Origin of the sequence: Bacillus licheniformis DSM 13 = ATCC 14580 (assembly GCF_000011645.1) — a bacterium.
In the GTDB taxonomy this organism is placed as follows: domain Bacteria; phylum Bacillota; class Bacilli; order Bacillales; family Bacillaceae; genus Bacillus; species Bacillus licheniformis.
On the sequence record NC_006270.3, the window covers coordinates 3,190,047 to 3,214,684 of the forward strand.

Below are 24,638 nucleotides of genomic sequence, written 5' to 3' on the forward strand. Positions count from 1 at the left end.
AACGTCCGCGCTCCGGTTTTTTGCATGGCTCAAACGGGCAGGCTCGCCATGACGCTGTTATAAAGCTTGATGATGATATACACCGTCCCGATCATAAACGTAAACCAAAACAGCAGCTCAAACATAATAAAACCGATTAATGACATGAATGAAAGCGTGCTGTGGATCGTATAAACGATAAAAATAAAATATACGAGAGTTGCGAGTAAAAAAAGCGCTGCAATTCCCGCGGCATATTGGACAAAAATAAAAGATAAAAGGCTTGCTCCTAGATACACGGCAGAACCGATCCTGATTTTTCTCAGATTCGCTCCTTCAGGATCTTTGGCAAAAAATAAAAGGGCAAGCTCTGTCACTGTATTGGCAATCAGCTTCAAAGCGGAAAATACCATGAAAAAAATCAGCGTAAACACAGCAAACAAAGCCATCCGGATGCCGCTCTCAGAGAAAAATTCGAGCATCCCTTTGTAGATGCCGAGAGAAGACAGCATCTGCATGGCATAGATAACGGAAGAAATCGCAAGAGATGAACTGAAAAGAAGAATTGCGATAAAAGGAAAAAAGCCTGTTACATACGTATTTTTCATAAAAAAAAGTCCCTTTCTGATATGTTCCTCATTCATTATGTACGACTTATGACCTGTTGACAAGAATATTTTCCATATTTTTAATTTCTGCTAATGCGGCAGAAAGGTGCAGGATTCTTCACAAATTCGCCATTTACTTGTAAAGTATTATGTGTTGACTAATCAATAGATCGCGAGGAATCGCCGTTGAAAAAAACATTAAAACTGCAGACACGGTTAACGATATTTGTCTGCGTCGTCGTTTTAATTTCTTTATTGATCGCGTTTTTTATGGTCGGCTCTGAGACCGCAAGGAACATTCGGGAGCAGGAGCAGCAGATTGCCCTGCAGACGGCGGAGATGGTCGCCGAGGCTCCGATTACGGCACAATCGCTGGAAAGCGGCGAATACGAAGAGCTCCGGAAATACACCGCCCGCGTTCAAAAAATCACCCAGACTGAATTCGTCGTTGTCATGGATATGAACAGCATCCGCAAAACCCACCCCGATCCGAATAAAATCGGAAAGAAATTTGCCGGCGGGGACGAAAAAGAAGTGCTGAAGGGCCGACGCCACATTAGTACGGCAAAAGGCACGCTCGGTGAATCACTGAGGGCTTTCGTTCCCATCTATAATAAAACGGGCACCCAGGTCGGAGCGGTAGCGGTCGGGATCACCCTTAACGAGATTGAGCAGATCACCCAGCAAAATCTCCGCCCTCTATATACGGTCATCGTCCTCAGCATCGTCGCCGGAATCATCGGAGCTGTCATCGTGGCGAGGAAAGTGAAAACGATTATGTTCGGCATGGAACCATATGAAATTGCAACGCTTTTGAACGAACGAAGCGCAATGCTTGAGTCGACAAAAGAAGGGATTCTCGCCGTTGATCGAACAGGAAAAATCAAGCTCGCCAATGCGGAAGCGAAGCGCCTGTTTCAAAAAATGGGGATCGAAGAGAATCCGATCGACCGGGATGTACTCGACATCTTGCCAAACAGCCGACTGAAACAAGTGATCGAAACACAGAAGCCCGTTCAGGACCGCGATGTCAGAATCAATGGCCTTGAACTTGTCTTTAATGAAGTTCCGATTCACTTAAAAAAGGGAAACATCGTCGGAGCGATTGCGACATTCCGCGACAAAACCGAAGTGAAGCACTTAGCTGAGCAGCTGTCCGGTGTTAAAATGTACGCAAACGCGCTCAGGGCGCAGTCGCACGAGTTTATGAACAAGCTCCACGTCATTCTCGGTCTTGTTCAATTAAAGAACTACGACGAGCTTGGAAACTATATAAAAGACATTGCGATCTATCAGCAGTCTGAAGCGAGCGGAATTATCAACCATATCAAAAACTCGGTACTCGCCGGCTTTTTGCTCGGCAAACAGAGCTATATTCGGGAACAGGGGGCCTCGTTGGAGGTTCATTGCAGCACGAGGATTCCGGATACAGCCAACACAGCGGTGATTCACGATTTGATCACCGTTATCGGGAACCTTCTCAACAATGCCCTTGATGCCGTTTCCGCCACTGAGAAGAAAAATATTTCGATTTCATTCCGCCATCATGACGGACAGCTTGATATTGAAGTCACGGATACGGGAGTCGGCATATCCAAGGAGGAACAGCAGAAAATGTTTGACCAAGGCTTTTCAACAAAGGGCCCCAATCGGGGGTTCGGTCTTTATTTCGTCGAACAAAGCCTTGAAAATTTAAATGGACATATCGTCGTGACGAGCGAAAAGAATGAAGGAACGACATTCAGTCTCCGCATTCCGTATGAACCAAAGGAGGATGACCATGATTGATGTATTAATTGTTGAAGACGACCCGATGGTAAGAGAGCTGAATAAACGTTACCTCAGCCAAGTAGAGGGATTTCAGCTGAAGGGCATTGCCGCTTCTTTTCAAGAGGCTCTCACCTTCCTCCGGGAAGAGCATATCGATCTGATCCTGCTCGACATTTATATGCCTGGCAGGAACGGCGTCGAACTGCTCACTGAGATCAGACGCCAAAATCAAGCTGTCGACGTGATCGTCATCTCAGCGGCCAGTGAAATGGATGTTGTTCAAAAAACGCTGCGGTTCGGGGCCGTCGATTACTTAATCAAGCCGTTCGAATTTGAGCGGTTTCAAAGCGCGCTCACTGATTACAAACGGAAGCAGCAGCTCTATGCTAGCAACCGGAATATCAGCCAAAAAGAGCTGGATTTTGAACTTTTTCAAAAAAAACGCGCGCCCGAAAAGGTACATTTGCCAAAAGGGCTGACCAAAAGCACGCTGAAGCTCATTTGGTCAAGCATCAGATCGTTTGACAGCTTGACGTTCACAACGGAAGATTTGGCCAATCACACGGAAATCTCTCAAGTTTCAATCCGCAAATACTTAAAGTTTCTGGAGGAAATCGAAGTTCTCAACGTAGAAATGGCCTACGGGACGATCGGCAGGCCGGTTTTCCAATATAAATTAAATACAAATGACTTGAATGTGATTAACCAATATCTATAACATGTCCCCGCCCGCTGCTCTCTAAAGACAGCGGGCGTTTTTTTTGTAACGGCCACATTTGACTCGCCATCATTGCCGGACAAGGATTTATCGCGCTCGCCGCGCTTGTGTTCGGTAAATGGCAGCCGATCGGAGCCCTGTTCTTCAGCTTCGCTCAAAGCTTAAGCATCATCGGGTTCACGCTTCCCTTCTTCAAAAGAAATACCAAACGTCTATATGCTGATTGCGCCTTACGTATTGACGATTCTAGCGCTGGCCGGATTTAGCGGCAGAGCCGAAGCGCCAAAGGCAAACGGTATCCCTTATATTAAAGGAAAACGATAACCGAACGATAGAATAAGAGAGCGGCCTGCTCTCTTATTCTTTTTTTGTTACCTTAACAAAAGATAAAATTTTTTGACGCCGCCATTGTCTTTACCACTTTTATGGTATGATGAAAAAGTCTGGTTATCAATCATTACAGGAATTTTATTGCAGACAGGAAGCAAATCGTATACAATTTAATATTGTTTAATTTCTATATAAAACGTTTTTATTTAAAGGATGCGAAAACATTGAATAAATCAGTCATACCTTCTTTAATTACGGTTGGAAACTTTGTTTCGGGCATCTCTTCAATACTGCTTGCATTCAGAGGGTATTTATTCTTAGCCATTATATTTGTTCTGATCGGCGCTATCTTGGACAGCCTTGACGGCATGGCCGCGCGCAGATTAAATGCCGTCAGCCCGTTTGGAAAAGAATTAGATTCTTTGTCTGATATTATCACTTTCGGAGTCGCCCCGGCCATCATCACCTATTCAATCGTTTTTTATGATGCTCCGATCTTAGGCCTTCCTTCGACATTGTTATTCCCTGTTTGCGGAGCGCTTCGGCTGGCGCGATTTAATATTCAATCAGAGAACCAGGATTATTTTACAGGCCTTCCGATCACCGCAGCCGGAACGATTCTGGTATGCTTAAACCTTTTCTCAGAAATCCTGGGCAAAAAGCCGTTCATTTTGATCATGCTGTTCCTGTCCTTTCTTATGGTCAGCAAAATCAAAGTCATCAGCCTGAAGGGGAAAAAACTATTGAAGAAAGTGAGCTAGTTTTTAATGGAGTTGGCAAAAGAATTGATTTCCCAATACGGGTATTTCGCGATATTCGGGATGCTTGTCCTCGGAATTGTAGGCCTGCCGATACCCGATGAAGTCATGATGACATTTGTCGGGTATCTGTCTTCTATTCATATATTAAACTATGAGATGTGCCTTTTGATCAGTTTTTCAGGTGCGATATCAGGGATGCTCATCAGTTATTTTCTAGGGAAGAAAATCGGTAAACCGCTGCTCGATAAGTTCGGGAAATGGATCGGTCTGACGCCGAAAAGACTGGACACCGTGCACCGCTGGTTTGAAAAATACGGCCCGTGGACGATTCTTTTCGGCTATTTTGTCCCCGGAATCCGCCATGTGACATGCTATCTGTCCGGCATGAACGAGATGGACATGAAAAGGTTCCTGATTTATGCCGGATCAGGAGCTTTTATTTGGTGTCTTGTTTTTATTACGATCGGATACACAATCGGCGTGATTTAAATACCGCTTGCATCCCGGATGATCAGTAAAGGAGTGAACAGCTTGAAAAAGCGGCTTTACCGGTTTTTGATTGAGTTGACGAATAAAAAGGGCGTGTCCCGGATGCTGGAAAAGTTTGCTCAGTCAAAGCTAAGCAAACCTCTCATCCCCTCCTATATCAAAACCTTTCATATTAATACAGAAGAGATGCTGGAAGATGTCCGCTCTTTTAACAGCCTGCACGAGCTGTTCATCAGAAAATTAAAGAGCGGTGCACGCCCCCTTCCCGCTGATCCAAACAGCCTGGTCAGCCCTGTGGACGGCGTCATCGAAGAAATGGGCACCATCACGCGCGACAAGCAATTTACCGTCAAACAAAAACTCTATTCTGTAGAAGAAATGATCGGACGATCCGAGATCGTGAACCGCTATGTCGGCGGAACCTATATCATTATCTATTTAAGTCCGAGAGACTACCACAGAATTCACAGCCCGGCTTACGGCACACTTGAAACGCAGTATTCGCTGGGAAGCACGTCTTACCCTGTGAATAAAATCGGTTTGACATACGGGAAATCGCCGCTGACAAAAAACTACCGGATGATTTCCGAATTTAAGCATCAATATGGGTCCGCCCTGCTTGTGAAGGTCGGAGCGATGTATATTAACTCGATCGTGATGCTCCAGGAGTCAAAAGAATGGCGCCGAGGCGACGAAATCGCATATTTCTCTTTCGGCTCAACCGTTATTCTGCTGTTTGAAAAGGATACCTTTATTCCTGATGAACGCCTTCACCCCTCTCTTCAAGTCAAAATGGGAGAGGTGTTAGGATCTCTTGCCAAAAGAACATCATAATGCACCGCCCCCGAAATGTGAACTGACCCGTTAAAATGAGACTTAGAAAAAACACCTATGCTGCCTGTCCCCTGTATTCCAGTGGGGACAGGTAGTTTAATTTTGCCTGAATTCGTACATGATTATATCGATACATGTATTGATTTACAATTTGTACTACTTTAGAATTGGATATAGATGCTCTACTTTGAGCGTTAAATCCTTCCGACTTTAGCGAGGAGTGAAAGGATTCAATGACGGCATTATCATGGCAGTTTCCTTTTCGAGACATGCTTGTGGTAATGCCTTTTTCTTTGGCCAAATTCTGATATGCATGTGAAGTATAGACAGATCCCTGGTCGCTATGAAGAAGTAACCCTACTGGTTTACGTAATTCTACAGCTTCCCTCAATGTGTCTAATACTAGGTTAATATCTTGGCTCGTACCTATTTTGTAAGCCACTATTTCGTTGTTATATAAGTCCATAATCGTTGATAAATATAACATAGTCGAGCCATAAGGTAAGTAGGTAATGTCGGTTACCCATTTTTCATTTAATCGGCTTGCTTTAAAATTACGATTGAGAGTGTTCGGCACAATAATATTACTCTCACCACAAATGTACTTTTGTCGCTTCTTCTTAACTTGACACTGAATCTCAAACTTTTGCATAATTTTTTGTACAGTTTTGCGGTTTACATTTATCCCATACTTTCTGTTTAAGATGGATTTAATTTTACGATGACCATAGTGATAGAAGTTTTTCTTACACAGCTTGATTACTAGCTCTTCTAATGAAGTTAGCTCAACTTTTTTATACTTCTTTTTCCAACGGTAATATGTTGACTTAGGTATGCCTAATACTCCAAGAATATCAATTATTTTAAAAGTGGCTGAGAGTTCTTCTACAACTTGGACAATGACTCGTGGCTCCAACTCCTTTCGATCTCCTGGTACTTTTTTATAATTGCCAATTGAGCCTCTAGCTGTTTATTCTTTAGTTTTAATTCTTCTAGCTCACTCATTTCCTCCGATTCTTTACCGTAGGAATATTGTTTTCCAACTTGTTGCGAAAATCGATAGGTTTGGCCTGTTTTGTACCATCGCATCCATGTTTTAATTTGAGTCTTATTTTTTATCCCCAGTTGTTCCATTATTTCTTTGTTTGTCATTCCAGCTTGTTTCATTTTAATTACTTCCCATTTTACTTCTTCTGCGTAATGTACTCTTGTGCCCATAGAAAAACACCCTCCTAAGAATCATATTGTATTAATACGATTCAGGGGGTGTTTTTTCCTTGTCTCATTTATTTGGGTCTCTCCAATGCGCTTCGGGGGTTTTTTAATTGCTGCTTAAAAAAGCTTTTCTCCATGGACAGGAAATCCCCTTTTTCCGCCTGGATATGGATCCCTAATAAACCAAAAGACCTATAAAACGATCAAAATCAAGGAGATTCCTTCTCTTTTTCCGCCCTTTTTCGTTTTAATTTAATTATCAATCGATTATTTTAATTTAAAAAACGCACAGAATTGACACTTTTCTTCTACAATTGAACACATACAAACATGGGGGTGTTTTTTATGGAAGCAGCAAAAGATTTGAAACCGATTACAAATCACGGTCATAAAGAAAATAAAAATATTTTCCATAAGCTGATCAACTGGAAAATCGGCGTGATTCCGTTTCCGCTATATATTGCGCTTGCGCTGATTGTTTTTCTGGCAGCTTACTTTAATGAATTGCCGAATGACATGCTCGGCGGTTTCGCGGTCATTATGATTCTCGGCATTTTTCTCGGGGATGTCGGACAGCGCATTCCGATTTTAAAAGATATCGGCGGACCTGCCATTCTATCGCTGTTTGTTCCTTCGTTCTTAGTCTTTTTCAAAGTGCTTAACCCTGCATCTATGGAAGCGGTTACAACTTTGATGAAAACGTCAAATTTCTTGTATTTCTACATCGCATGTTTAGTCGCGGGAAGTATTTTAGGAATGCATCGCACGGTTCTGATTCAAGGTTTTATGAGAATGTTCGTTCCGTTGTTGGCCGGGACGATCGCAGCGGTTGCCGCCGGTATTCTCGTCGGTCTGTTATTTGGCTACAGCCCTTATGAAGCTTTCTTCTTTATTATTGTACCGATTATTGCCGGAGGCATCGGCGAAGGCATCCTGCCGCTGTCACTCGCCTACTCGCAAATTTTGGGACAGTCCACCGATGTATTTGTTTCACAGCTCATTCCGGCCGCTATTATCGGAAACGTCGTTGCCATCATCTCAGCCGGACTGATGAAAAAGCTTGGGGAAAAGCGTCCTGAACTGAACGGTAACGGCAGACTCGTTAAATCGAAAAAAGACGATGAAATTTTCAACCAAAAAGAAGAGGAGCCGAAAATCGACTTGAAATTAATGGGTGCCGGCGTTTTAATCGCATGTTCCTTCTTCATTTTCGGCGGTTTGGTCTCCAAGTTCATCGCGATTCCGGGAGCGATCCTGATGATCATCGCAGCGGCTGCCGTAAAATATGCAAAGCTTCTGCCTGCAAGCATGGAAAAAGGCGCTCACCAGCTTTACAAGTTCATGTCATCAAGCTTCACTTGGCCGCTGATGGTCGGGCTCGGCATTCTTTATATCCCTCTTGATGATGTGGCGTCTGTTATTTCCCTGCGCTTCATCGCCGTCTGCGCTTCAGTCGTCATTGCCATGGTGACATCAGGCTACTTTGTCGGAAAATTAATGAACATGTACCCTGTTGAATCAGCGATCGTCACAGGCTGTCACAGCGGTCTCGGCGGCACGGGGGACGTGGCCATTCTTTCGGCTTCAGGCCGGATGGGTCTGATGCCGTTTGCGCAAATCTCAACGCGTCTCGGCGGGGCATCCACCGTCATTATGGCGACCGTTTTACTGAGGTTCTTCACCTCGTAAGGGCCGCATAAAAAAACAAAAAGGAGTCTGATCTATACGATCGGATTCCTTTTTTGTTTTCAGCGTTTCTCAACTCTGATATATTCTCTCGGTTTAAAGGGAGCTCTTTCTGTTCCCGTTAAGGACTGATCTTCCGCTCCCGTCTGTAGCGGCGTGTAATCACCGCGGTATTGAGGGCCTTCGGGTGTTCCGATCCCCGGAGTCTGTTCACGCGTCATTTCCCTGTTGATCATAAACGCTCCCGCAAAAAGCGAACAAAATAAACTTAGGCTGACAAAAGCTTTCCTTTTCATCTTTCATCACCTCAAATTCATCTTGTTCAAAAAAACTTTCCATTATACAAATGCCGAATTTTTTGTTAAAATTGTTTTCAGGTTCATAAGACCGCATAAACCGCGGTTACCATGAGATCATGCAGCCGATTAAAATTTGAGTTATAATTTGTCTAGGTCACCAGTTCTAAAAAAGTACATAACGTTTGAAAATTTTAGTATGGAACAGAATGTATTTATACATGCTACCTTAAGGGAGGTTAATATGACGTCTTTACATATTGCTATTTTATCGCCTTTTGCACTCGCCTTCTTGATTCCGCTATTGGCGAAAAACGTCAGAAAGATTCATACAGGCTGGTTTGTCCTGTTTCTTCCTGTTCTATTATTTATTTATTTTTTCCGCATGATCAAAATGACGGCGGATGGCGGAACATTAAAGGCTGTACTGGAATGGATTCCGTCCTTTGGGATTAACTTTACCGCGTACGTTGACGGACTCGGATTGCTATTCGCCCTTCTGATTACAGGGATCGGGTCTTTGGTTGTCCTTTACAGCATCTATTATCTGTCTAAAGAAAGAGAGCAGCTCGGACCATTTTACGTTTATCTGCTCATGTTCATGGGGGCAATGCTCGGCGTTGTTCTCGTTGATAACGTCATTGTACTTTATTTGTTTTGGGAATTGACCAGCATATCGTCTTTTCTGCTCATCGGCTATTGGTACAAGCGGGAAAAATCAAGATACGGCGCGACAAAATCGATGCTTATCACCATATTCGGCGGTCTTTCCATGCTTGGAGGCTTCATTCTTCTTTACACGATCACAGGTTCATTCTCGATTAGAGAAATGATCAACCAGGTTGATTTAATTTCGGGGCACGGCTTTTTCATCCCGGCTCTCGTGCTGGTGTTAATCGGAGCCTTCACTAAATCTGCGCAGTTCCCTTTTTACATCTGGCTTCCGGACGCAATGGAAGCACCAACGCCTGTAAGTGCTTACCTGCACTCCGCCACGATGGTAAAAGCGGGAATTTATATCGTTGCAAGATTCACCCCTGTGTTCGCTTTTTCAGGGGAATGGTTTTGGATCGTGTCTCTCACGGGGATTGTCACGCTTTTCTGGGGTTCGTTCAACGCCGTCAAGCAGACTGATCTGAAATCGATACTTGCATTTTCTACGGTCAGCCAGCTCGGAATGATCATGTCGATGCTTGGCGTCGGAGCGGCCGCACTGCATTTTCAGCATTTTGAATACTACATGGTTGCAGTAATCGCCGCTATCTTTCACTTGATTAACCATGCGACTTTCAAAGGCAGCTTATTCATGGCAGTCGGAATCATCGACCATGAAACAGGTACGAGAGATATCCGCAAGCTCGGCGGCCTTATGACGATCATGCCGATTACGTTTACGATTACGCTCATCGGCGCGTTTTCAATGGCCGGACTGCCTCCGTTCAACGGCTTTTTGAGCAAGGAAATGTTCTTCACCAGCATGCTCAGGATTACGAACTTTAACTTGTATAACGCTGACACATGGGGTTTTCTCTTTCCTGTGCTGGCTTGGATCGGAAGCGTGTTTACATTCATTTACTGCATGGTTCTCTTATTTAAAACCTTCGGGGGAAAATATCAGCCTGAAAAGCTTGAAAAACAAGCGCATGAGGCTCCAATCGGCATGCTGATTTCGCCGATTGTCCTCGTATCTCTCGTGGTGATTTTTTTCTTTTTCCCGAACATTCTGTCATACAGCATCATTGAACCTGCTGCAGCGTCGATTATGCCGACCCTTTTGGACGGTGACGAAAAATTCAAGGTTCATATTTACATGTGGCACGGCTTTTCGACTGAGCTCTATATGACGATCGGCGTCGTTGCTCTCGGAGTTCTCGCCTATTTGACCTTGTCAAAATGGCGGAAGGTCTACGGCCTCTTCCCGGAAACACTGACGCTGAACAAGTTGTACGACAGCTCGCTGTCAGGGCTTGAAAAAGGCTCCAACAAGATTACAAGAACGTATATGACAGGGTTTCTCCGCGACTATCTTGTTTATGTTTTTGTCTTCTTTATCGTGATCATCGGCGGATCGCTCGCTGTTACCGGGGGCTTTTCATACGATGTGAAAGGCAATGCTTCAATCGGCGTCTATGAGCTCGTTCTGTCAGCCGTAATGATTGCCGCAACCTTTACCACCGTTTTTGCAAGGTCAAGACTGACGGCGATTATCGGACTCGGCGTCATCGGCTACACGCTCGCGCTGTTCTTTGTCATTTTCAGGGCGCCGGATCTCGCGCTGACGCAGCTGATCATCGAAACCATTTCAGTCGCATTGTTCCTGCTGTGCTTCTATCATTTGCCGAAGCTCAGATTTAAGCCGAAATCGGCTAGGTTCAGGGTCACAAATGCGCTTGTATCGGTCGGCGTCGGAACTGTTGTGACGCTGCTCGCACTTTCAGCAAACAGCCAGCGCTCGCTTGAAAGCATTGCATCGTATTTTATTGAAAACAGCTATAAACTCGCAGGCGGCCACAATATCGTCAACGTAATATTGGTCGACTTCAGGGGATTTGATACATTGTTTGAAATTACCGTACTTGTCATTGCCGCTTTAGGAATATACGGCATGATCAGGCTCAGATTGGAGAAAGGAGGGGAAGAGCATTGAAAAAGGTTCAGACGAATGATGTGATCCTGCAAACCGTTACAAAGATTGCATCCTTTATCATTCTGCTCTTTTCTTTCCATCTGTTTTTTGCCGGCCATAATAACCCGGGCGGCGGTTTTATCGGCGGATTGATGACGGCGTCTTCGCTTGTCCTTCTGCTGCTCGCCTATGATTTAAAAACGGTGCAGAACATCTTGCCCGTCAACTTTATCTATGTGGCGGCCGTCGGCTTATTCATTTCCGTTTCCACCGGAATCGGCTCATTTTTGTTCGGCGCTCAGTTTCTTTCCCACGCGTTTGATTACTTTAACCTTCCGCTCTTGGGGAAAACGGAGCTTGCCACCGCGGTATTGTTTGATATCGGGGTTTATCTCGTAGTGGTCGGCGTGACCATGACCATTATTCAGACGATTGGGGAGAGAGAATAATGGAGATTTTAATGTCTTTTATTGTAGGAATTCTGTTCATGGCGGCGACTTATCTGCTGCTTTCCAAAAGCCTTTTGAGGGTGATTATCGGAACTGCCGTTCTCAGCCATGGCGTCCATCTGCTTTTGCTGACGATGGGAGGGTTAAAAAAAGGAGCGCCCCCCATTTTGAATGAAGAGTCGACAACCTATGTCGATCCTCTCCCTCAGGCGTTGATTTTAACGGCGATCGTCATTGCTTTCGGGGTTACCTCGTTTCTCCTGGTCATGGCTTTCCGCGCCTATCAAGAGCTGAAAATGGATGATATGGATCAAATGAGGGGAAATGATCAACATGAATAATCTTGTAATTCTGCCAATACTGATTCCTTTAATGGCCGCAATTCTGCTTATCTTTATGAACAGGTCGATCGTGCTGATGCGTGCATTCAGCGCCATATCTTCCATTGCGGCGATCGCTGCGGCCGCCGTTCTTGTGCAGACAGTCTATACGGACGGAATCCAGACCTTGTATCTCGGCGGGTGGAAGCCTCCGTTCGGAATCAGCCTTGTCGCTGATCAATTTGCCAGCCTTCTGGCGTTAACGACAGCCATTATCGGATTTCTGACGGTTCTTTATTCGTTTCGCTCCATCGGCGAAAAACGCGAGCGTTTCTTTTATTATCCCGCCGTCCAGTTCCTGCTTGCCGGAGTTAGCGGCGCTTTCTTGACCGGGGACTTGTTTAACCTGTTCGTATTTTTTGAGGTGCTTCTGATGGCTTCGTATGTGCTGATCGTCATCGGCGGCACGAAGATTCAGCTGCGGGAGTCTCTGAAGTACATCGTCTTTAACATTATTTCTTCCGCCCTCTTTGTCATCGGAGTCGCTTATTTATATGCGGTTACGGGCACATTAAACATGGCGGATCTGAGCGTCCGGATCAGCGAATCAGGGCAAACCGGGCTGATCACGGTCATCGCTGTTTTATTTTTGATCGTCTTCGGTTTAAAAGGCGGCATCTTCCCGCTGTATTTCTGGATGCCTGGTTCCTATTATGCGCCGCCAGCCGCTGTTTCCGCACTGTTTGGCGCACTTCTGACCAAAGTCGGCCTGTACGCGATCACAAGGGTGTTTACATTAATTTTCACCCAAGACGCCGCTTTTACTCATCAATTAATGGTCTGGCTTGCGGCGCTTACGATCATCTTCGGGGTCATCGGCTCGATCGCCTACTGGGATGTTCAAAAAATCATCATCTACAATATTGTCACTGCGGTCGGCGTCATCTTGTTCGGCATCGCCGCCAATACGCCGGCTTCAATCGAAGGATCTGTCTACTATTTGATTCATGACATGATCATTAAAGGAGCGCTGTTTATGCTTGGCGGAGCGCTTTTTGCCCTGACAGGGACAAACAACCTGAAAAAAATGAGCGGCCTGATCAAAAACCATCCCGTGCTCGGCTGGATGTTTATGATTTCAGCCGTTTCATTGGCAGGTGTTCCTCCTTTCAGCGGATTCATCGGCAAGCTGAAAATTGCAGAAGGCGGCTTTTTAAGCGGCGAATTCGTGATTACGCTGCTGATGCTTTTATCCAGCCTGCTCGTCTTGTATTCCGTCATGAAAATATTTATCAACGGCTTCTGGGGGGATGAACAGGAAGATGCTCCGGCCAAAAGGCAGCTAAAAGGCTACATGTATCCGGCAGCGGTACTGCTCTTTCTGTCGCTTGCCATCGGACTCGGAACCGAGCTTATCGCTCCGTATTTTCACCAGGCGGCTGATACGCTCGTCAACCCCGAAAAATATATTGAAGCCGTTTTGAAGGAGTAGATCGCATGGCATTACAAATATTGTTGAACTTTATTCTTGCGTTGTGCTGGATGTTTCTGAACAATGACTACACCGCTGCCGGGTTTGTCATCGGTTATGTGATCGGATTATTCTCGCTCTTTCTGATGAGGCGTTTTTTCCGCCGCCGCTTTTACTTGATTAACATTTGGGCGATCGTCAGACTGCTGTTTATTTTTATTAAAGAGCTCGTGCTGGCAAACGTCAGCGTATTAAAGACGATCTTGTCACCGCGGTTAAAAAATAAGCCCGGCATTTTCGCCTTCAAGACAGATCTTAAAGCGGACTGGGAAATCACGACGTTGGCAAACCTGATTACGCTGACACCGGGCACATTGGTCGTCGATATCTCCGATGACCGTTCGATTCTTTATATTCATGCGGTCGATATCGATGATGCCGAGAAAGCCATCAGTGATATCCGAATTTCGTTTGAAGAGGCCATTAAGGAGGTAAGCCGCTGATGTTTGAATTTATTTTGCAATTGTCACTCGGCATTTTGGCGGTCTCCACTTTTCTGTATGTCCTGAGGGTCATTAAAGGGCCGAGCATCCCGGACAGAGTGGTGGCGCTTGATGCGATCGGCATCAACTTAATCGGAATTACGGCTCTCGTGTCCATCCTGTTAAATACGACAGCATATTTGGAAGTCATCCTCTTGATCGGCATTCTGGCCTTCATCGGCACCGTCGCATTTTCTAAATTCCTTGAGAAAGGAGAGATTATCGAAAATGATCGAAGCCGCTAAATTGCTTATCGCCGTTTTGATCCTTCTTGGCGCACTGATATCGTTAGCCGCTTCCTTTGGAACGCTTAGGCTGCCTGACTTATACTCAAGAATCCACGCCGCTTCAAAAGGAGCGACACTGGGGATCATCAGCGTGCTGCTCGGCGTATTCTTTTACTTCTGGTTTCTGCACGGCTTCATTACGGCAAAAGTGCTGCTCGGTATCGTCTTTGTATTTCTGACGTCTCCTGTAGGCGCGCACCTGATCGCAAGAGCCGCGTATAATACAGGCGTTAAAATGGAAAAGAAAACCGTACAGGACGATTATGAAGGCTACAGAAATTTTCTGATTAAAAAGAAGGAAGATTCCTATTTATAAAAAGAAAACTCGCCCCTAACAGGCGAGTTTTCTTTATGTTTACGATGAAGGACGGCTGATGACCGCCATCGTGCACCTGGACGTGCAAATCAGGCTGTCCTGCTCATCGCGTATGTCAATTTGAAACACCATTGTTGATTTGCCCACATGCAGAGGCGTAGCGACCGCTTTAACCGTTCCGTCTTTTACCGATTTAATATGGTTGGCGTTGATCTCAAGCCCGAAGCATGCCTGCTCTTTTGGATCGATATGCTGATATGCCCCGATGCTTGCCACCGTTTCAGCGAGCGCAACGGACGCGCCTCCGTGCAGATAGCCGAAAGGCTGACGCGTTCTTTCATCGACAGGCATGACGGCAACACACCGTTCTTTGCTGCACTCCTTCAACTCGATTCCCAACGCTTCAAGAAGTGTATGTTTCGTTTCCATCACAATCGTCCCCTCATCAGAGTACACCTTCAGATTTCGCGATTAAAACAGCCTCTGTCCTTGATCCTACATTCAGCTTGCTGAATACGGAAGTCAAGCTGTATTCGATCGACCGCTTGCTTAAATGAAGCGCATCAGCAATTTCCTGATTTGTGTAGCCTTTTTCGACTTCTTTTAAAATCAGGCATTCCCTTTCAGTCAAGAGGTCGTGCTGGGTCTGCTGGCTGTTTGACTTCGATTTTTGCTGTGTAATCAACTGCTTGAAATAATCATAATCGACGACAATTTTATTATCCAGAACCTGATATATGTACTCTATAATCTTTTCCTTCGATTCCGTTTTGCTGATGGCGCCGTGCATGCCGGAACGAATCGCCTCTTCAAAATAATCTTCGACTTCATAGCCTGTGTAAACGATAATTTTGCATGATGAACATGTCTCAAGGATTTTCTTAGATAGGTCCATGCCGTTGATTTCACCCAAATTTAAATCCATTAAGATCAGGTCATACGCAGAAAAATCATGTTTCTTGAGAAATTGTTCGCTGGCTTCAGGGCTGAGGCAATCGACAACAAAGTCCTGGTTCGTTTCAAGAATTGCCTTCGTCCCCTCCATGACAGCCGGATGATCATCGATCACAAGTAATCTTCTCATAATTTCCTCCCTTTTGCGTAACCTTGCCCTATCACCATTTTATAGAAAAAACTTGGCGGATGCCAAGCAAAAATGTTAACTAAACATTACAATCCCATTTCAATGGCGACCCTAAAGCCTTTCCCTTCTGCTGTCTGTATATCCAGACTGCCGTTCAGTGCGCGGACGCGCTCGCGAATGCCCGACAGCCCCATGCTTGCGCTGTTTTGATAAAGCTTGTCCGGGTCAACCCCAATGCCGTCATCTTCATAATGAAGAACAACTTTTTCTTTTATGCAGACAAGCATAATCAAAACCTCATTAGCTCTCGAATGTTTAACCGCATTGCTTAAAAGCTCCTGCACAATTCTGTACAAATTCAACTGCGTGTCCAAGTCGAGCACCTTTGAGAACCTTTCCGTATTGAGGCGGATCTTATCGATCGATGAGGACTCCTGATGCTGCGCCGCCAGTTTCGAAAGGGCTTTGACAAGTCCGAGATCGTACAACAGCTGCGGCCTCAGCTCCTGGCACGTTTCCCTTGTCGTCTGGATGACGGCGGACATTTGCTCATTCATATTGATGAGCCTTTGCCGGATTTGATTCGTACAGACTTTATCTTTTTCAAAATCAGCCAGAAACATCTCGCTTTGATGCTTCAAGGAAATCATATCCTGCAGGACAGAGTCGTGGAGATCGCGGGCTAAATCAGATCTCTGCTTCTCTTCAATCGCAAACATCAATTTATTCAGCCACGCCGGATTCGGCCCTTCTTTTTTCACATTTTCCAGATGCTCCATCAGCTCGCCGATTTTCAGCACGTTTTCCAGGGAAACGCTCGTATAAAACGCCAGCGTCTCAAGCCATGAAATCTCATCGCGCGTCAGCCTAGGCGTATTTAAAACCGACAAACACAGCATGACATAAGACGTCCCGCCCCGTTCACCGATCTTAATCAAAAACCCACGGTCGACTTCGACGATTTTGCCGATGTCGGTGATAGCCCTAAAAGCTTCTTTTTCATAAGGCTTCCAAACTTGATCGTTTGCATTATTTTCAAGTAACCCTACGGTTCCATCACTCTTTAACTCCAGTACATAAGCCTGGCTGACAGGTAAAACATCAAGAATCGTTTGAGACAATTCCCTTAGCACTTGCGCTAACGATGTCGAGCTCCGTATAAGTTGGGTAAACTTAAATACACTATCTTGGTAATTAAATTTTTCAGAAAACCTTTTTAAACGGAAACGAAAATCAAGAATTTCTTTGAGATAAAAAACACCTAGCATAATAAAATTGGAGAGACCCAAATAAATGAGACAAGGAAAAAACACCCCCTGAATCGTATTAATACAATATGATTCTTAGGAGGGTGTTTTTCTATGGGCACAAGAGTACATTACGCAGAAGAAGTAAAATGGGAAGTAATTAAAATGAAACAAGCTGGAATGACAAACAAAGAAATAATGGAACAACTGGGGATAAAAAATAAGACTCAAATTAAAACATGGATGCGATGGTACAAAACAGGCCAAACCTATCGATTTTCGCAACAAGTTGGAAAACAATATTCCTACGGTAAAGAATCGGAGGAAATGAGTGAGCTAGAAGAATTAAAACTAAAGAATAAACAGCTAGAGGCTCAATTGGCAATTATAAAAAAGTACCAGGAGATCGAAAGGAGTTGGAGCCACGAGTCATTGTCCAAGTTGTAGAAGAACTCTCAGCCACTTTTAAAATAATTGATATTCTTGGAGTATTAGGCATACCTAAGTCAACATATTACCGTTGGAAAAAGAAGTATAAAAAAGTTGAGCTAACTTCATTAGAAGAGCTAGTAATCAAGCTGTGTAAGAAAAACTTCTATCACTATGGTCATCGTAAAATTAAATCCATCTTAAACAGAAAGTATGGGATAAATGTAAACCGCAAAACTGTACAAAAAATTATGCAAAAGTTTGAGATTCAGTGTCAAGTTAAGAAGAAGCGACAAAAGTACATTTGTGGTGAGAGTAATATTATTGTGCCGAACACTCTCAATCGTAATTTTAAAGCAAGCCGATTAAATGAAAAATGGGTAACCGACATTACCTACTTACCTTATGGCTCGACTATGTTATATTTATCAACGATTATGGACTTATATAACAACGAAATAGTGGCTTACAAAATAGGTACGAGCCAAGATATTAACCTAGTATTAGACACATTGAGGGAAGCTGTAGAATTACGTAAACCAGTAGGGTTACTTCTTCATAGCGACCAGGGATCTGTCTATACTTCACATGCATATCAGAATTTGGCCAAAGAAAAAGGCATTACCACAAGCATGTCTCGAAAAGGAAACTGCCATGATAATGCCGTCATTGAATCCTTTCACTCCTCGCTAAAGTCGGAAGGATTTAACGCTCAAAGTAGAGCATCTATATCCAATTCTAAAGTAGTACAAATTGTAAATCAATACATGTATCGATATAATCATGTACGAATTCAGGCAAAATTAAACTACCTGTCCCCACTGGAATACAGGGGACAGGCAGCATAGGTGTTTTTTCTAAGTCTCATTTTAACGGGTCAGTTCAAATAGATAAATATAGTGTTTTTAACTGTATTTAGACTATTACTTAATTCTTGTGTTAAAGTAAATACACCTACAGCTGTCAAGCTTGGTAAAATGGCTAACAATCCATAGTATTTAAAACGTCCCAATAAGAATTCAATGTCATATATTTTGGTAGCAATAAATTGATACACTAATGAGAAAGGAATAATCAACAAAAAGGGTACAACAAACATTGCCGGGAATATATAATCACCGATAAATACATATGGAATGACATAGAAAATTAAGAACGGAATAAACGCAACAAAATTTGTGATAACAAGTATCCTTAAAAAATAGGCTTGCTCAGAAGCTTTATTTTTTATTACACCATAAATGATAAGAGCAAAGGCTATAATGGTAACAACCAAGAAAGATACCAGGTTAAAGAGCTTAATGGAACTATAAGAAATCTGCAAATTATCACTGGAAATTTCCAATAGCAAATTCAATAAACCCACAGGGTATAGGAAAAGAAATATTTTATTATTGAAAAACTCTTTTCCTTTTTCCTTGAAATATTGATAAATATAGTGGAGATACAAAACAGGAACGAATTGAAAAGTTATCATTGTTATATAGATACTTAAACTATCTCCCTTTGCAGATCCCACAGAACAAGAATAAGCTGTTGATGTAACAAGCAGAAAAACAATTAAAATAAAAGCTGAAGCCGAATTTAATCTTTTGTTTGATTTTATTATGAAATAAACACAAAAAAGAGAAAGGAGATAAAACATCATTGGAATAATAAATAGAAATAGACTTTCATAACTCACCAATTCATATCCGGTCTCTACAAACCCTATCTCTCCATCTCTTTCAACGATCATCGATTTAACATCACTTAATTCATCAGCTAATTTCCCATCATCAGCCCTTAATTTTTCTACACTTTTACCATTTATCTCTAGAATAACATCCCCTTTTTTAAATCCTAGGGATTGAGCCAGTGACCCTTTTTCAATCTCGAATACTTGGTATTCGTTTTTTTCATTAAATTGCATTGTCATTCCAAGGTAACTAGAATGCAGATTTACATAGATAATATAAGGAACCAAGGAGAGGCTTAGCAAAATAATAATTAAAGATAGTTTATTATAATTAACACGCATTAATTTTACATCCTTATAATAGATAGTTAAGGAAGAATTTTAAATCCAAAATCCTCCTCCACCCCAACTCTTACCTAATAATCTAATACTGTCAACCACTACTCCTGTTTTTTCTGGATCAATGCCTAATAAACAAGCATCCCCATCAACAACTTTTTTTAATACTTCAGGATTTTCGACCAAAAAGTTCACAATATCTTGCATACATAGTCTCCTCTTTAATTGTTATTCAGCAGGGTAGACATCAAACGTTCTTTCTCCATATCCCCCAACTCAAGCTCCCCGATTCCCTTCTTAAATTTCTGAATAGCGAGCTGATTCATAACATACATATACTGAGTGACGCCTGCTGCCTTCAATTTCTCTTTATAGCATTTTATTTCTTTATCGGCAATTTTATCCTCAGTTTCAAATGTTTTTAACAAATCAATCGACGGCTGGTTAAATTTTCTTGACAAATATAAATACGCAAGCGTCCGCTTTTTCTTGGCGATATCGCTTTTTGAATCATAAAAAAGTGCTTTATAATCATTTTCAATTTGTGAAGCAATGCCCAGCTGGTAGGCGTACTTTTCAACCGTCGGGTCAAATTTGCCCGTAGCAAGCATAGCTCCCAGCACGCATGGCAAGGCTGTCAGCGCCCCGGATTTACGCTTGATCATGTCAAGGCACTCATCTTCAGTGGCAGGGCGGTTGCTGAGATCGTCATGCTGTCCCTGCATCGATTGAAGTGTATATTCCATTAGCTTTTCGAAAAACACCGGTTCTTTCGACACCGAACCGATCACTTTAATGCTTATTGTATAAAGCGCAGTCGCCGCATTCATTGCGACTGAACGGTTGATTTTCATCCAAGGTTCATCGGGGCTGTCTTCATCCTCTAAATCATCGAATATATCAAACGCAAGAATCAAGAGTTCAATGCCTGCTCCAAGGGTTTCTGCCGCATCGGTGTCCGTGCCGCCGAAACTTTGGTAATGATAAAAAGCAAGCTCGCTGAAATGCAACTGGTCCTTTGCATCTAGAAAAGCGTGCAGCGTCCGATTTAAGTCCGCATTGGGAATCTCAAGGTCTATAAAATGATTCATTCTTTGCTTGATTTTACTGTGATCTAGACAAAAAAGCTTAGAGATGGTGCTCCCTCCTTTCTTAATATTTTACTAAATCAAAATCCCGATTGACAGAGCAATTTTTTTATTTAACAATTATATAATAATTTATCCTTTTTTTGGGTTCGTTTGCACACAAAAAAAAGACTTGTCTGAAACAAGTCTTTTTACGAGGTTTTTAGATATGTGTACTTATCGTATTGATCAATGCTTTTGTTAATCTTGCGCAAGGAGTCCTTTGTTTCTCTGATTTCATTCTCTAGCCGCCAAAGCAGTTGTTTTAATTCTTCAATTTGTTGCTTTTCCACCGGTTCCACACTCCTTTTGGAAGATCAATCAATTTGTGTATAGTGAACGAGTCATAGGTATTTGATCTGTTAATACAAGTTTAAAGGGATTTGGTTTCTTTTTCACCGAAAAGTTGCATATAAATTCATGCGTTACACCGCAAACTTTAAATAGACCATAACACCCATTTTACACAACTTGCGATTAGTTCTCAAATCCTAATGAAACATAAAATTTTTGTTTGTTTTTCAAGGAGTCAAATAAAGATCGCATATAAACCCCTTTATCATCGCAAGTTCAGTTGTGTTTTGTTCGTTTTGCAACCTTGAGTCTAAAGTAGTAACTAGCGGGGAATAGAAAAACTTGAGTGTTCACGGAACGCAGATCGGGTATGCGCCACCGAAAAACACGCAATAGACCGACACGCATTTCGGCCCTTATAAAAAACCATCCCTTCGCCTTACACCGCAAAAACCGCAATTTGACCCGTAAAAATTGAAAAGAGGTGTTCATATTGCTTCCTCCTCATTGCTTTTGGATGCATCCATATCAACACGTCAGCTGCCGGCAGGTCTATCCCGAAGTTCAAGTCAGCGCCTTATTGCGCTCGGCAAAAGAAGCGGAGAGCTTGATGGCTGACGGACAGAGAATTTTAAGCAGGCTTTCAGCCTCGCGTACTTTGGCCCAGCAAATCATGACGGCTGCCCAAAGCAACCAAAAAAATAACGTGCTGGCCGCGCTCAGGCAAACCGGCGTCCGCAGCCAGCTTGATGCCTCATTCGATCCCGACGGCATTCGCATCATGCTCATCAGCCCCCGCAGCAGACTATTCCTGCTATTGCGTTGGTCTTAGCGCAAAAAAAATTCCGGTCCCTAAGAAGGAGCCGGAATTTTTTTATAAGAGCTTTTGACACCAATCAACAGCTTCAAGATAGCACTGGTACGCTTCATCTTTAGTTAAGCCTTCTGTCTCCGGTGTGTTGTCTTCCCATTCGTTTCGTTCGATCGATTTTGCAAGCCGCAAGATTTTTCGGTAATCATTTTCTTTTCCGAGCAGCGCCTGGCCCACTTCGTCTGTCAGCGGCAGTTCGCTGACGACTTCCGTTAGTTCTTTGTGCAGCAGTGTATCGATAAATGAAAACATGCCTGTCAGCATATAAGAAGCCGGCTGAGGGCGGTTCGTTTTTTTTGCCAGCAATTCGCAAAGCTTCGCGCGGATCAGCGAAATCTTGACGACTTCGTTCTTGCTGGAGTTTTGCTTTTTCGTTAAATCCTTAAATGAGAGGATGAAGATCCACCTTTTGATTTCTTTAAATCCGAGAAGCACGATAGCCTGGCGGATGCTTTTAATCTTTTGGATCGGCCGGTTGGCTGGAGAATTCAACAGCTTCAGCAGCTGGTAAGAAAGCGACAAATCGCGCTCTATAATATTTGTGACGTTTTCAATATCAGGCTGATCTTCGCTTAATTCATGCAGCAGCTCATAATAAGCGTGGAAATGATATGTAATGTCCTGACCGTCAATCACGACAGGCTCGCTGAAGAAATAGCCTTGAAACAGATGAAATCCGTCTTTTACAGCCTGCTCATATTCTTTTCGCGTCTCCACTTTTTCAGCGAGGAACGTCAGGCGGTGGTTACGGCATGATCGAAGGATGCTCTGTCTTTCCTGCTGCGTCGTTTTGAAAAAATCGATCTTCAAAATATCAATGGATGCCAAAAGCTGATGGAGCAAGTCCCTCTTCACGCGATGCTTTAAACAAAAATCATCGAGTGCAATCGTGTAGCCGAGGCTTTTCAAATGCCTGCACCTTTCGATAAGCTCAAGGGTAATCGGCACATCTTCAAGGATTTCCACAACGAGCTGATCCGGGTCAAAATACGTCGGCAGCCCTGATGCCAAAAGACCCTCGGTAAAATTCACGTAATACCTTTTGCCTTCTGTCAATTTATCGATTCCAATGTTTAAAAAGCTGTTAATCATTAATTCTGTTGTCGCTTGATCACCGTCAATACCGGAAAAAAAGTTTTTCTCGCTTTCCCTGTATAAAAGCTCGTATGCGACAACTTGTTCTTTTCTGTTGAATATTGGCTGTCTGGCAACGAATACCCTCATTCTTCTTCCCCCTAGCGACTGAGGTGCCTTCGCTTTTAAGTATATCAAATAATTGGGCAAATCCCGTCTGCTGTATAAAAATTCACCCAAATTTGAACTTAATATTGAAAAACAGATAATCCCCGAAGAAATTATCTGTTTCAATCCCCAGTTATGTTAAAAACTATCGTTTACAGAGTCAACCTTGATCCAGACCTTTTTTCGCCTTGATTTTCGCTTCGTGAATTTGCTGCATCTTGTTGTTCCAGCAAGCTTCGCTTAAATCGACAGGATATTCTTCGGGCTTGCTGATCCGCTTATACTCTTCCCAAAGCAAACTGAGATTTTCTTGAACATACCGCTTAATATCCTGAATGCTCGGATTCTCATAGACAAGCTCGCCTTTTTCAAAGATCGGCTGGTGAAGATCTTTCGCATCAAAATTCGTCACAAACTTGCTGATAAACGTATGAACGGGGTGAAACATCTTCAGCCGCTCCTGTTCATTGACCTTTTCATAGTCCAAAGCGATATAATCGCCTTCTGAATGATGGTTCAGCTGATTGATGATTCTGTACACCTTTTTCAAGCCTGGAGTCGTCACTTTTTCCGGATTCGAAGAAATTTTAATCGTGTCTGCCATCTTTCCGTCTTCTTCGATCGAAACAAGTTTGTAAACCGCGCCGAGAGCCGGCTGGTCGTAAGCGGTAATCAGCTTTGTGCCCACGCCCCAGACGTCGATTTTTGCACCCTGGGCTTTAAGGTTCATAATCGTGTACTCATCAAGATCGCTTGATGCAACAACTTTTGTATCTGTAAATCCGGCTTCATCCAGCATGGCTCTCGCTTTCTTCGACAAATAGGCGAGGTCTCCGCTGTCCAGGCGGATTCCCGAAAATTCAATTTGATCGCCGAATTCCTTTGCTACTTTGATCGCATTTGGAATGCCGGAACGCACCGTATCATATGTATCGACCAAAAAGACACATTTTTTATGGGTTTCCGCATATTTTTTAAATGCCGTGTACTCATCGCGATAGGCCTGTACAAGCGCATGGGCGTGCGTGCCTGATACCGGAATGTCAAACCGCTTGCCGGCGCGGACATTGCTTGTCGCGTCGAATCCGCCGATAATCGCGGCTCTTGCTCCCCACATCGCCGCGTCCATTTCATGCGCGCGCCTTGTTCCAAATTCAAGCGCCGTCTCTTCTCCGATCACACTTTTGATTCTCGCCGCTTTTGTGGCAATCAATGTTTGGTAATTCACAATGTTGAGCAGAGCCGTCTCAATCAGCTGCGCTTCAGCCAAAGGCGCTTCGATCCTCATGATCGGTTCGTTGCCAAACACGATTTCGCCTTCCTGCATAGAATAAAGCGAACCGGTGAATCTCATATCTTTTAAAAAGCCGAGAAAGTCATCTTTAAAGCCCAGCTCTTCTTTTAAATAAACTAAATCGCTTTCAGTAAATCTGAAATCCCGCAAAAATTCAATCGCTTTTTCAAGACCGGCAAAAACGGCAAAACCGCTGTCAAAAGGGAGCTTTCTGAAAAACAGTTCAAATACGGCTTTCTTTTGATCAATGCCGTCGCGCCAATACGTTTCCGCCATATTAATTTGATATAGGTCTGTGTGTAGTGCTAGACTGTCGTCTGTAAAACGGTGTTCCAA

At 43.4% G+C, this 24,638-nt stretch carries 26 protein-coding genes and 2 pseudogenes; 16 read left to right on the forward strand and 12 right to left on the reverse strand.

Going from position 1 to position 24,638, the window contains the following annotated elements; translation table 11 throughout:
- Positions 1 to 29 precede the first annotated feature (29 nt).
- Positions 30 to 587 (reverse strand): YufK family protein, encoded by a 558-nt coding sequence (locus TRNA_RS37940; RefSeq protein WP_009329502.1) that lies wholly within the window; start codon positions 585 to 587, stop codon positions 30 to 32.
- A 186-nt stretch (positions 588 to 773) separates the two neighbouring features.
- Between TRNA_RS37940 and malK the strand changes: the two genes are divergently transcribed.
- The 6 genes and pseudogenes from malK to TRNA_RS37965 all read left to right on the forward strand — a co-directional run bounded on the left by malK (position 774) and on the right by TRNA_RS37965 (position 5,489).
- Complete coding sequence (gene malK, locus TRNA_RS37945; RefSeq protein ID WP_009329503.1) at positions 774 to 2,375, forward strand: malate sensor histidine kinase MalK; 1,602 nt, start codon at positions 774 to 776, stop codon at positions 2,373 to 2,375.
- Entirely contained in the window at positions 2,368 to 3,075 is a 708-nt protein-coding gene (locus tag TRNA_RS37950) for a response regulator (RefSeq protein ID WP_003184821.1), read from the forward strand. The genes malK and TRNA_RS37950 overlap by 8 nt, the downstream gene beginning before the upstream one ends.
- A 71-nt stretch (positions 3,076 to 3,146) precedes the next feature.
- A pseudogene (locus tag TRNA_RS43425) lies at positions 3,147 to 3,399 on the forward strand (ABC transporter permease); the annotation flags it as partial.
- Positions 3,400 to 3,629: 230 nt separating this feature from the next.
- Entirely contained in the window at positions 3,630 to 4,166 is a 537-nt protein-coding gene (pssA, locus tag TRNA_RS37955) for a CDP-diacylglycerol--serine O-phosphatidyltransferase (protein ID WP_011198249.1), read from the forward strand.
- A 6-nt stretch (positions 4,167 to 4,172) separates the two neighbouring features.
- On the forward strand, positions 4,173 to 4,655 hold the full coding sequence (locus TRNA_RS37960; protein WP_003184824.1) for a DedA family protein: 483 nt from the start codon (positions 4,173 to 4,175) through the stop codon (positions 4,653 to 4,655).
- A 42-nt stretch (positions 4,656 to 4,697) separates the two neighbouring features.
- Positions 4,698 to 5,489, forward strand: a complete 792-nt coding sequence (locus TRNA_RS37965; protein ID WP_011198250.1) for a phosphatidylserine decarboxylase — start codon at positions 4,698 to 4,700, stop codon at positions 5,487 to 5,489.
- 55 nt (positions 5,490 to 5,544) lie between these two features.
- On the opposite strand, the gene TRNA_RS37970 is transcribed toward TRNA_RS37965, so the two are convergent.
- Positions 5,545 to 6,707, reverse strand: a protein-coding gene (locus tag TRNA_RS37970) for an IS3 family transposase (protein ID WP_085959889.1) whose coding sequence is annotated in 2 segments (ribosomal slippage) — positions 5,545 to 6,431 and positions 6,431 to 6,707 — 1,164 coding nt in all. Because the reading frame shifts where the segments join, the coding sequence is not laid out codon by codon here.
- A gap of 342 nt (positions 6,708 to 7,049) precedes the next feature.
- Here TRNA_RS37970 and TRNA_RS37980 point away from each other — a divergent pair.
- Positions 7,050 to 8,393, forward strand: a complete 1,344-nt coding sequence (locus tag TRNA_RS37980; protein WP_003184828.1) for a 2-hydroxycarboxylate transporter family protein — start codon at positions 7,050 to 7,052, stop codon at positions 8,391 to 8,393.
- A 59-nt stretch (positions 8,394 to 8,452) separates the two neighbouring features.
- On the opposite strand, the gene TRNA_RS37985 is transcribed toward TRNA_RS37980, so the two are convergent.
- Entirely contained in the window at positions 8,453 to 8,686 is a 234-nt protein-coding gene (locus TRNA_RS37985; RefSeq protein ID WP_003184830.1) for a hypothetical protein, read from the reverse strand.
- A gap of 244 nt (positions 8,687 to 8,930) precedes the next feature.
- Here TRNA_RS37985 and TRNA_RS37990 point away from each other — a divergent pair, with 244 nt between their 5' ends.
- The 7 genes from TRNA_RS37990 to mnhG are packed head-to-tail and all read left to right on the forward strand — an operon-like array spanning position 8,931 to position 14,697.
- Entirely contained in the window at positions 8,931 to 11,333 is a 2,403-nt protein-coding gene (locus TRNA_RS37990; protein ID WP_003184832.1) for a Na+/H+ antiporter subunit A, read from the forward strand.
- A complete protein-coding gene (locus TRNA_RS37995) occupies positions 11,330 to 11,761 on the forward strand; it encodes a Na(+)/H(+) antiporter subunit B (protein WP_003184834.1) in 432 nt (143 codons plus the stop codon). Before TRNA_RS37990 ends, TRNA_RS37995 begins: the two co-directional genes overlap by 4 nt.
- Positions 11,761 to 12,102 (forward strand): Na(+)/H(+) antiporter subunit C, encoded by a 342-nt coding sequence (locus tag TRNA_RS38000; protein WP_003184836.1) that lies wholly within the window; start codon positions 11,761 to 11,763, stop codon positions 12,100 to 12,102. Before TRNA_RS37995 ends, TRNA_RS38000 begins: the two co-directional genes overlap by 1 nt.
- The gene (locus TRNA_RS38005; RefSeq protein WP_003184838.1) at positions 12,095 to 13,573 is read left to right on the forward strand and encodes a Na+/H+ antiporter subunit D; all 1,479 of its coding nucleotides are present in this window, start codon (positions 12,095 to 12,097) and stop codon (positions 13,571 to 13,573) included. The genes TRNA_RS38000 and TRNA_RS38005 overlap by 8 nt, the downstream gene beginning before the upstream one ends.
- A gap of 5 nt (positions 13,574 to 13,578) precedes the next feature.
- Complete coding sequence (locus tag TRNA_RS38010) at positions 13,579 to 14,055, forward strand: Na+/H+ antiporter subunit E (protein ID WP_003184840.1); 477 nt, start codon at positions 13,579 to 13,581, stop codon at positions 14,053 to 14,055.
- On the forward strand, positions 14,055 to 14,339 hold the full coding sequence (locus TRNA_RS38015) for a Na(+)/H(+) antiporter subunit F1 (RefSeq protein ID WP_003184842.1): 285 nt from the start codon (positions 14,055 to 14,057) through the stop codon (positions 14,337 to 14,339). The genes TRNA_RS38010 and TRNA_RS38015 overlap by 1 nt, the downstream gene beginning before the upstream one ends.
- Positions 14,323 to 14,697 (forward strand): monovalent cation/H(+) antiporter subunit G, encoded by a 375-nt coding sequence (mnhG, locus tag TRNA_RS38020; protein WP_003184844.1) that lies wholly within the window; start codon positions 14,323 to 14,325, stop codon positions 14,695 to 14,697. The genes TRNA_RS38015 and mnhG overlap by 17 nt, the downstream gene beginning before the upstream one ends.
- A gap of 39 nt (positions 14,698 to 14,736) precedes the next feature.
- Here mnhG and TRNA_RS38025 read toward each other — a convergent pair whose 3' ends face one another.
- The 3 genes and pseudogenes from TRNA_RS38025 to TRNA_RS38035 form a co-directional block, all read right to left on the reverse strand.
- The gene (locus tag TRNA_RS38025; RefSeq protein WP_003184847.1) at positions 14,737 to 15,126 is read right to left on the reverse strand and encodes a hotdog fold thioesterase; all 390 of its coding nucleotides are present in this window, start codon (positions 15,124 to 15,126) and stop codon (positions 14,737 to 14,739) included.
- A gap of 16 nt (positions 15,127 to 15,142) precedes the next feature.
- Positions 15,143 to 15,781 (reverse strand): response regulator transcription factor, encoded by a 639-nt coding sequence (locus tag TRNA_RS38030; RefSeq protein ID WP_003184849.1) that lies wholly within the window; start codon positions 15,779 to 15,781, stop codon positions 15,143 to 15,145.
- 86 nt (positions 15,782 to 15,867) lie between these two features.
- Positions 15,868 to 17,055: pseudogene (locus tag TRNA_RS38035) on the reverse strand (sensor histidine kinase); the annotation flags it as partial.
- 87 nt (positions 17,056 to 17,142) lie between these two features.
- Here TRNA_RS38035 and TRNA_RS38045 point away from each other — a divergent pair.
- Positions 17,143 to 18,305 (forward strand): IS3 family transposase gene (locus tag TRNA_RS38045; protein ID WP_085959889.1). Its coding sequence is split into 2 segments (ribosomal slippage): positions 17,143 to 17,419 and positions 17,419 to 18,305, totalling 1,164 coding nucleotides; the frame shifts between segments, so codons are not numbered across the junction.
- A gap of 29 nt (positions 18,306 to 18,334) precedes the next feature.
- On the opposite strand, the gene TRNA_RS38050 is transcribed toward TRNA_RS38045, so the two are convergent.
- The 4 genes from TRNA_RS38050 to degQ form a co-directional block, all read right to left on the reverse strand.
- The gene (locus tag TRNA_RS38050; protein WP_223307056.1) at positions 18,335 to 19,477 is read right to left on the reverse strand and encodes a PDZ domain-containing protein; all 1,143 of its coding nucleotides are present in this window, start codon (positions 19,475 to 19,477) and stop codon (positions 18,335 to 18,337) included.
- 39 nt (positions 19,478 to 19,516) lie between these two features.
- Positions 19,517 to 19,681: a competence pheromone ComX gene (comX, locus tag TRNA_RS38055; protein WP_011198251.1), complete on the reverse strand. Its 165-nt coding sequence runs from the start codon at positions 19,679 to 19,681 to the stop codon at positions 19,517 to 19,519.
- 14 nt (positions 19,682 to 19,695) lie between these two features.
- On the reverse strand, positions 19,696 to 20,565 hold the full coding sequence (locus TRNA_RS38060) for a polyprenyl synthetase family protein (RefSeq protein ID WP_011198252.1): 870 nt from the start codon (positions 20,563 to 20,565) through the stop codon (positions 19,696 to 19,698).
- A gap of 188 nt (positions 20,566 to 20,753) precedes the next feature.
- A complete protein-coding gene (degQ, locus tag TRNA_RS38065; RefSeq protein WP_003184860.1) occupies positions 20,754 to 20,894 on the reverse strand; it encodes a degradation enzyme regulation protein DegQ in 141 nt (46 codons plus the stop codon).
- 485 nt (positions 20,895 to 21,379) lie between these two features.
- Here degQ and TRNA_RS38075 point away from each other — a divergent pair, with 485 nt between their 5' ends.
- The gene (locus TRNA_RS38075; RefSeq protein WP_009329512.1) at positions 21,380 to 21,727 is read left to right on the forward strand and encodes a hypothetical protein; all 348 of its coding nucleotides are present in this window, start codon (positions 21,380 to 21,382) and stop codon (positions 21,725 to 21,727) included.
- Positions 21,728 to 21,769: 42 nt separating this feature from the next.
- On the opposite strand, the gene TRNA_RS38080 is transcribed toward TRNA_RS38075, so the two are convergent.
- Both TRNA_RS38080 and TRNA_RS38085 read right to left on the reverse strand, forming a co-directional pair.
- Positions 21,770 to 22,990 carry an EAL and HDOD domain-containing protein gene (locus TRNA_RS38080; RefSeq protein WP_003184864.1) on the reverse strand — a complete coding sequence of 407 codons (1,221 nt, stop codon included), beginning with the start codon at positions 22,988 to 22,990 and terminating at the stop codon, positions 21,770 to 21,772.
- 178 nt (positions 22,991 to 23,168) lie between these two features.
- Positions 23,169 to 24,638 carry a nicotinate phosphoribosyltransferase gene (locus TRNA_RS38085; protein ID WP_003184866.1) on the reverse strand — a complete coding sequence of 490 codons (1,470 nt, stop codon included), beginning with the start codon at positions 24,636 to 24,638 and terminating at the stop codon, positions 23,169 to 23,171.

Coding starts and splice junctions, on each gene's coding strand:
- TRNA_RS38050 (WP_223307056.1), bottom strand. CDS start 19,477: ATGCGTGTTAATTATAATAAACTATCTTTAATTATTATTTTGCTAAGC.
- TRNA_RS38005 (WP_003184838.1), top strand. CDS start 12,095: ATGAATAATCTTGTAATTCTGCCAATACTGATTCCTTTAATGGCCGCA.
- TRNA_RS37990 (WP_003184832.1), top strand. CDS start 8,931: ATGACGTCTTTACATATTGCTATTTTATCGCCTTTTGCACTCGCCTTC.
- TRNA_RS38060 (WP_011198252.1), bottom strand. CDS start 20,565: ATGAATCATTTTATAGACCTTGAGATTCCCAATGCGGACTTAAATCGG.
- TRNA_RS38015 (WP_003184842.1), top strand. CDS start 14,055: ATGTTTGAATTTATTTTGCAATTGTCACTCGGCATTTTGGCGGTCTCC.
- mnhG (WP_003184844.1), top strand. CDS start 14,323: ATGATCGAAGCCGCTAAATTGCTTATCGCCGTTTTGATCCTTCTTGGC.
- comX (WP_011198251.1), bottom strand. CDS start 19,681: ATGCAAGATATTGTGAACTTTTTGGTCGAAAATCCTGAAGTATTAAAA.
- TRNA_RS37980 (WP_003184828.1), top strand. CDS start 7,050: ATGGAAGCAGCAAAAGATTTGAAACCGATTACAAATCACGGTCATAAA.
- TRNA_RS38080 (WP_003184864.1), bottom strand. CDS start 22,990: ATGAGGGTATTCGTTGCCAGACAGCCAATATTCAACAGAAAAGAACAA.
- TRNA_RS38010 (WP_003184840.1), top strand. CDS start 13,579: ATGGCATTACAAATATTGTTGAACTTTATTCTTGCGTTGTGCTGGATG.
- TRNA_RS38025 (WP_003184847.1), bottom strand. CDS start 15,126: ATGGAAACGAAACATACACTTCTTGAAGCGTTGGGAATCGAGTTGAAG.
- TRNA_RS37960 (WP_003184824.1), top strand. CDS start 4,173: ATGGAGTTGGCAAAAGAATTGATTTCCCAATACGGGTATTTCGCGATA.
- TRNA_RS37950 (WP_003184821.1), top strand. CDS start 2,368: ATGATTGATGTATTAATTGTTGAAGACGACCCGATGGTAAGAGAGCTG.
- TRNA_RS38030 (WP_003184849.1), bottom strand. CDS start 15,781: ATGAGAAGATTACTTGTGATCGATGATCATCCGGCTGTCATGGAGGGG.
- TRNA_RS37940 (WP_009329502.1), bottom strand. CDS start 587: ATGAAAAATACGTATGTAACAGGCTTTTTTCCTTTTATCGCAATTCTT.
- TRNA_RS37985 (WP_003184830.1), bottom strand. CDS start 8,686: ATGAAAAGGAAAGCTTTTGTCAGCCTAAGTTTATTTTGTTCGCTTTTT.
- TRNA_RS38000 (WP_003184836.1), top strand. CDS start 11,761: ATGGAGATTTTAATGTCTTTTATTGTAGGAATTCTGTTCATGGCGGCG.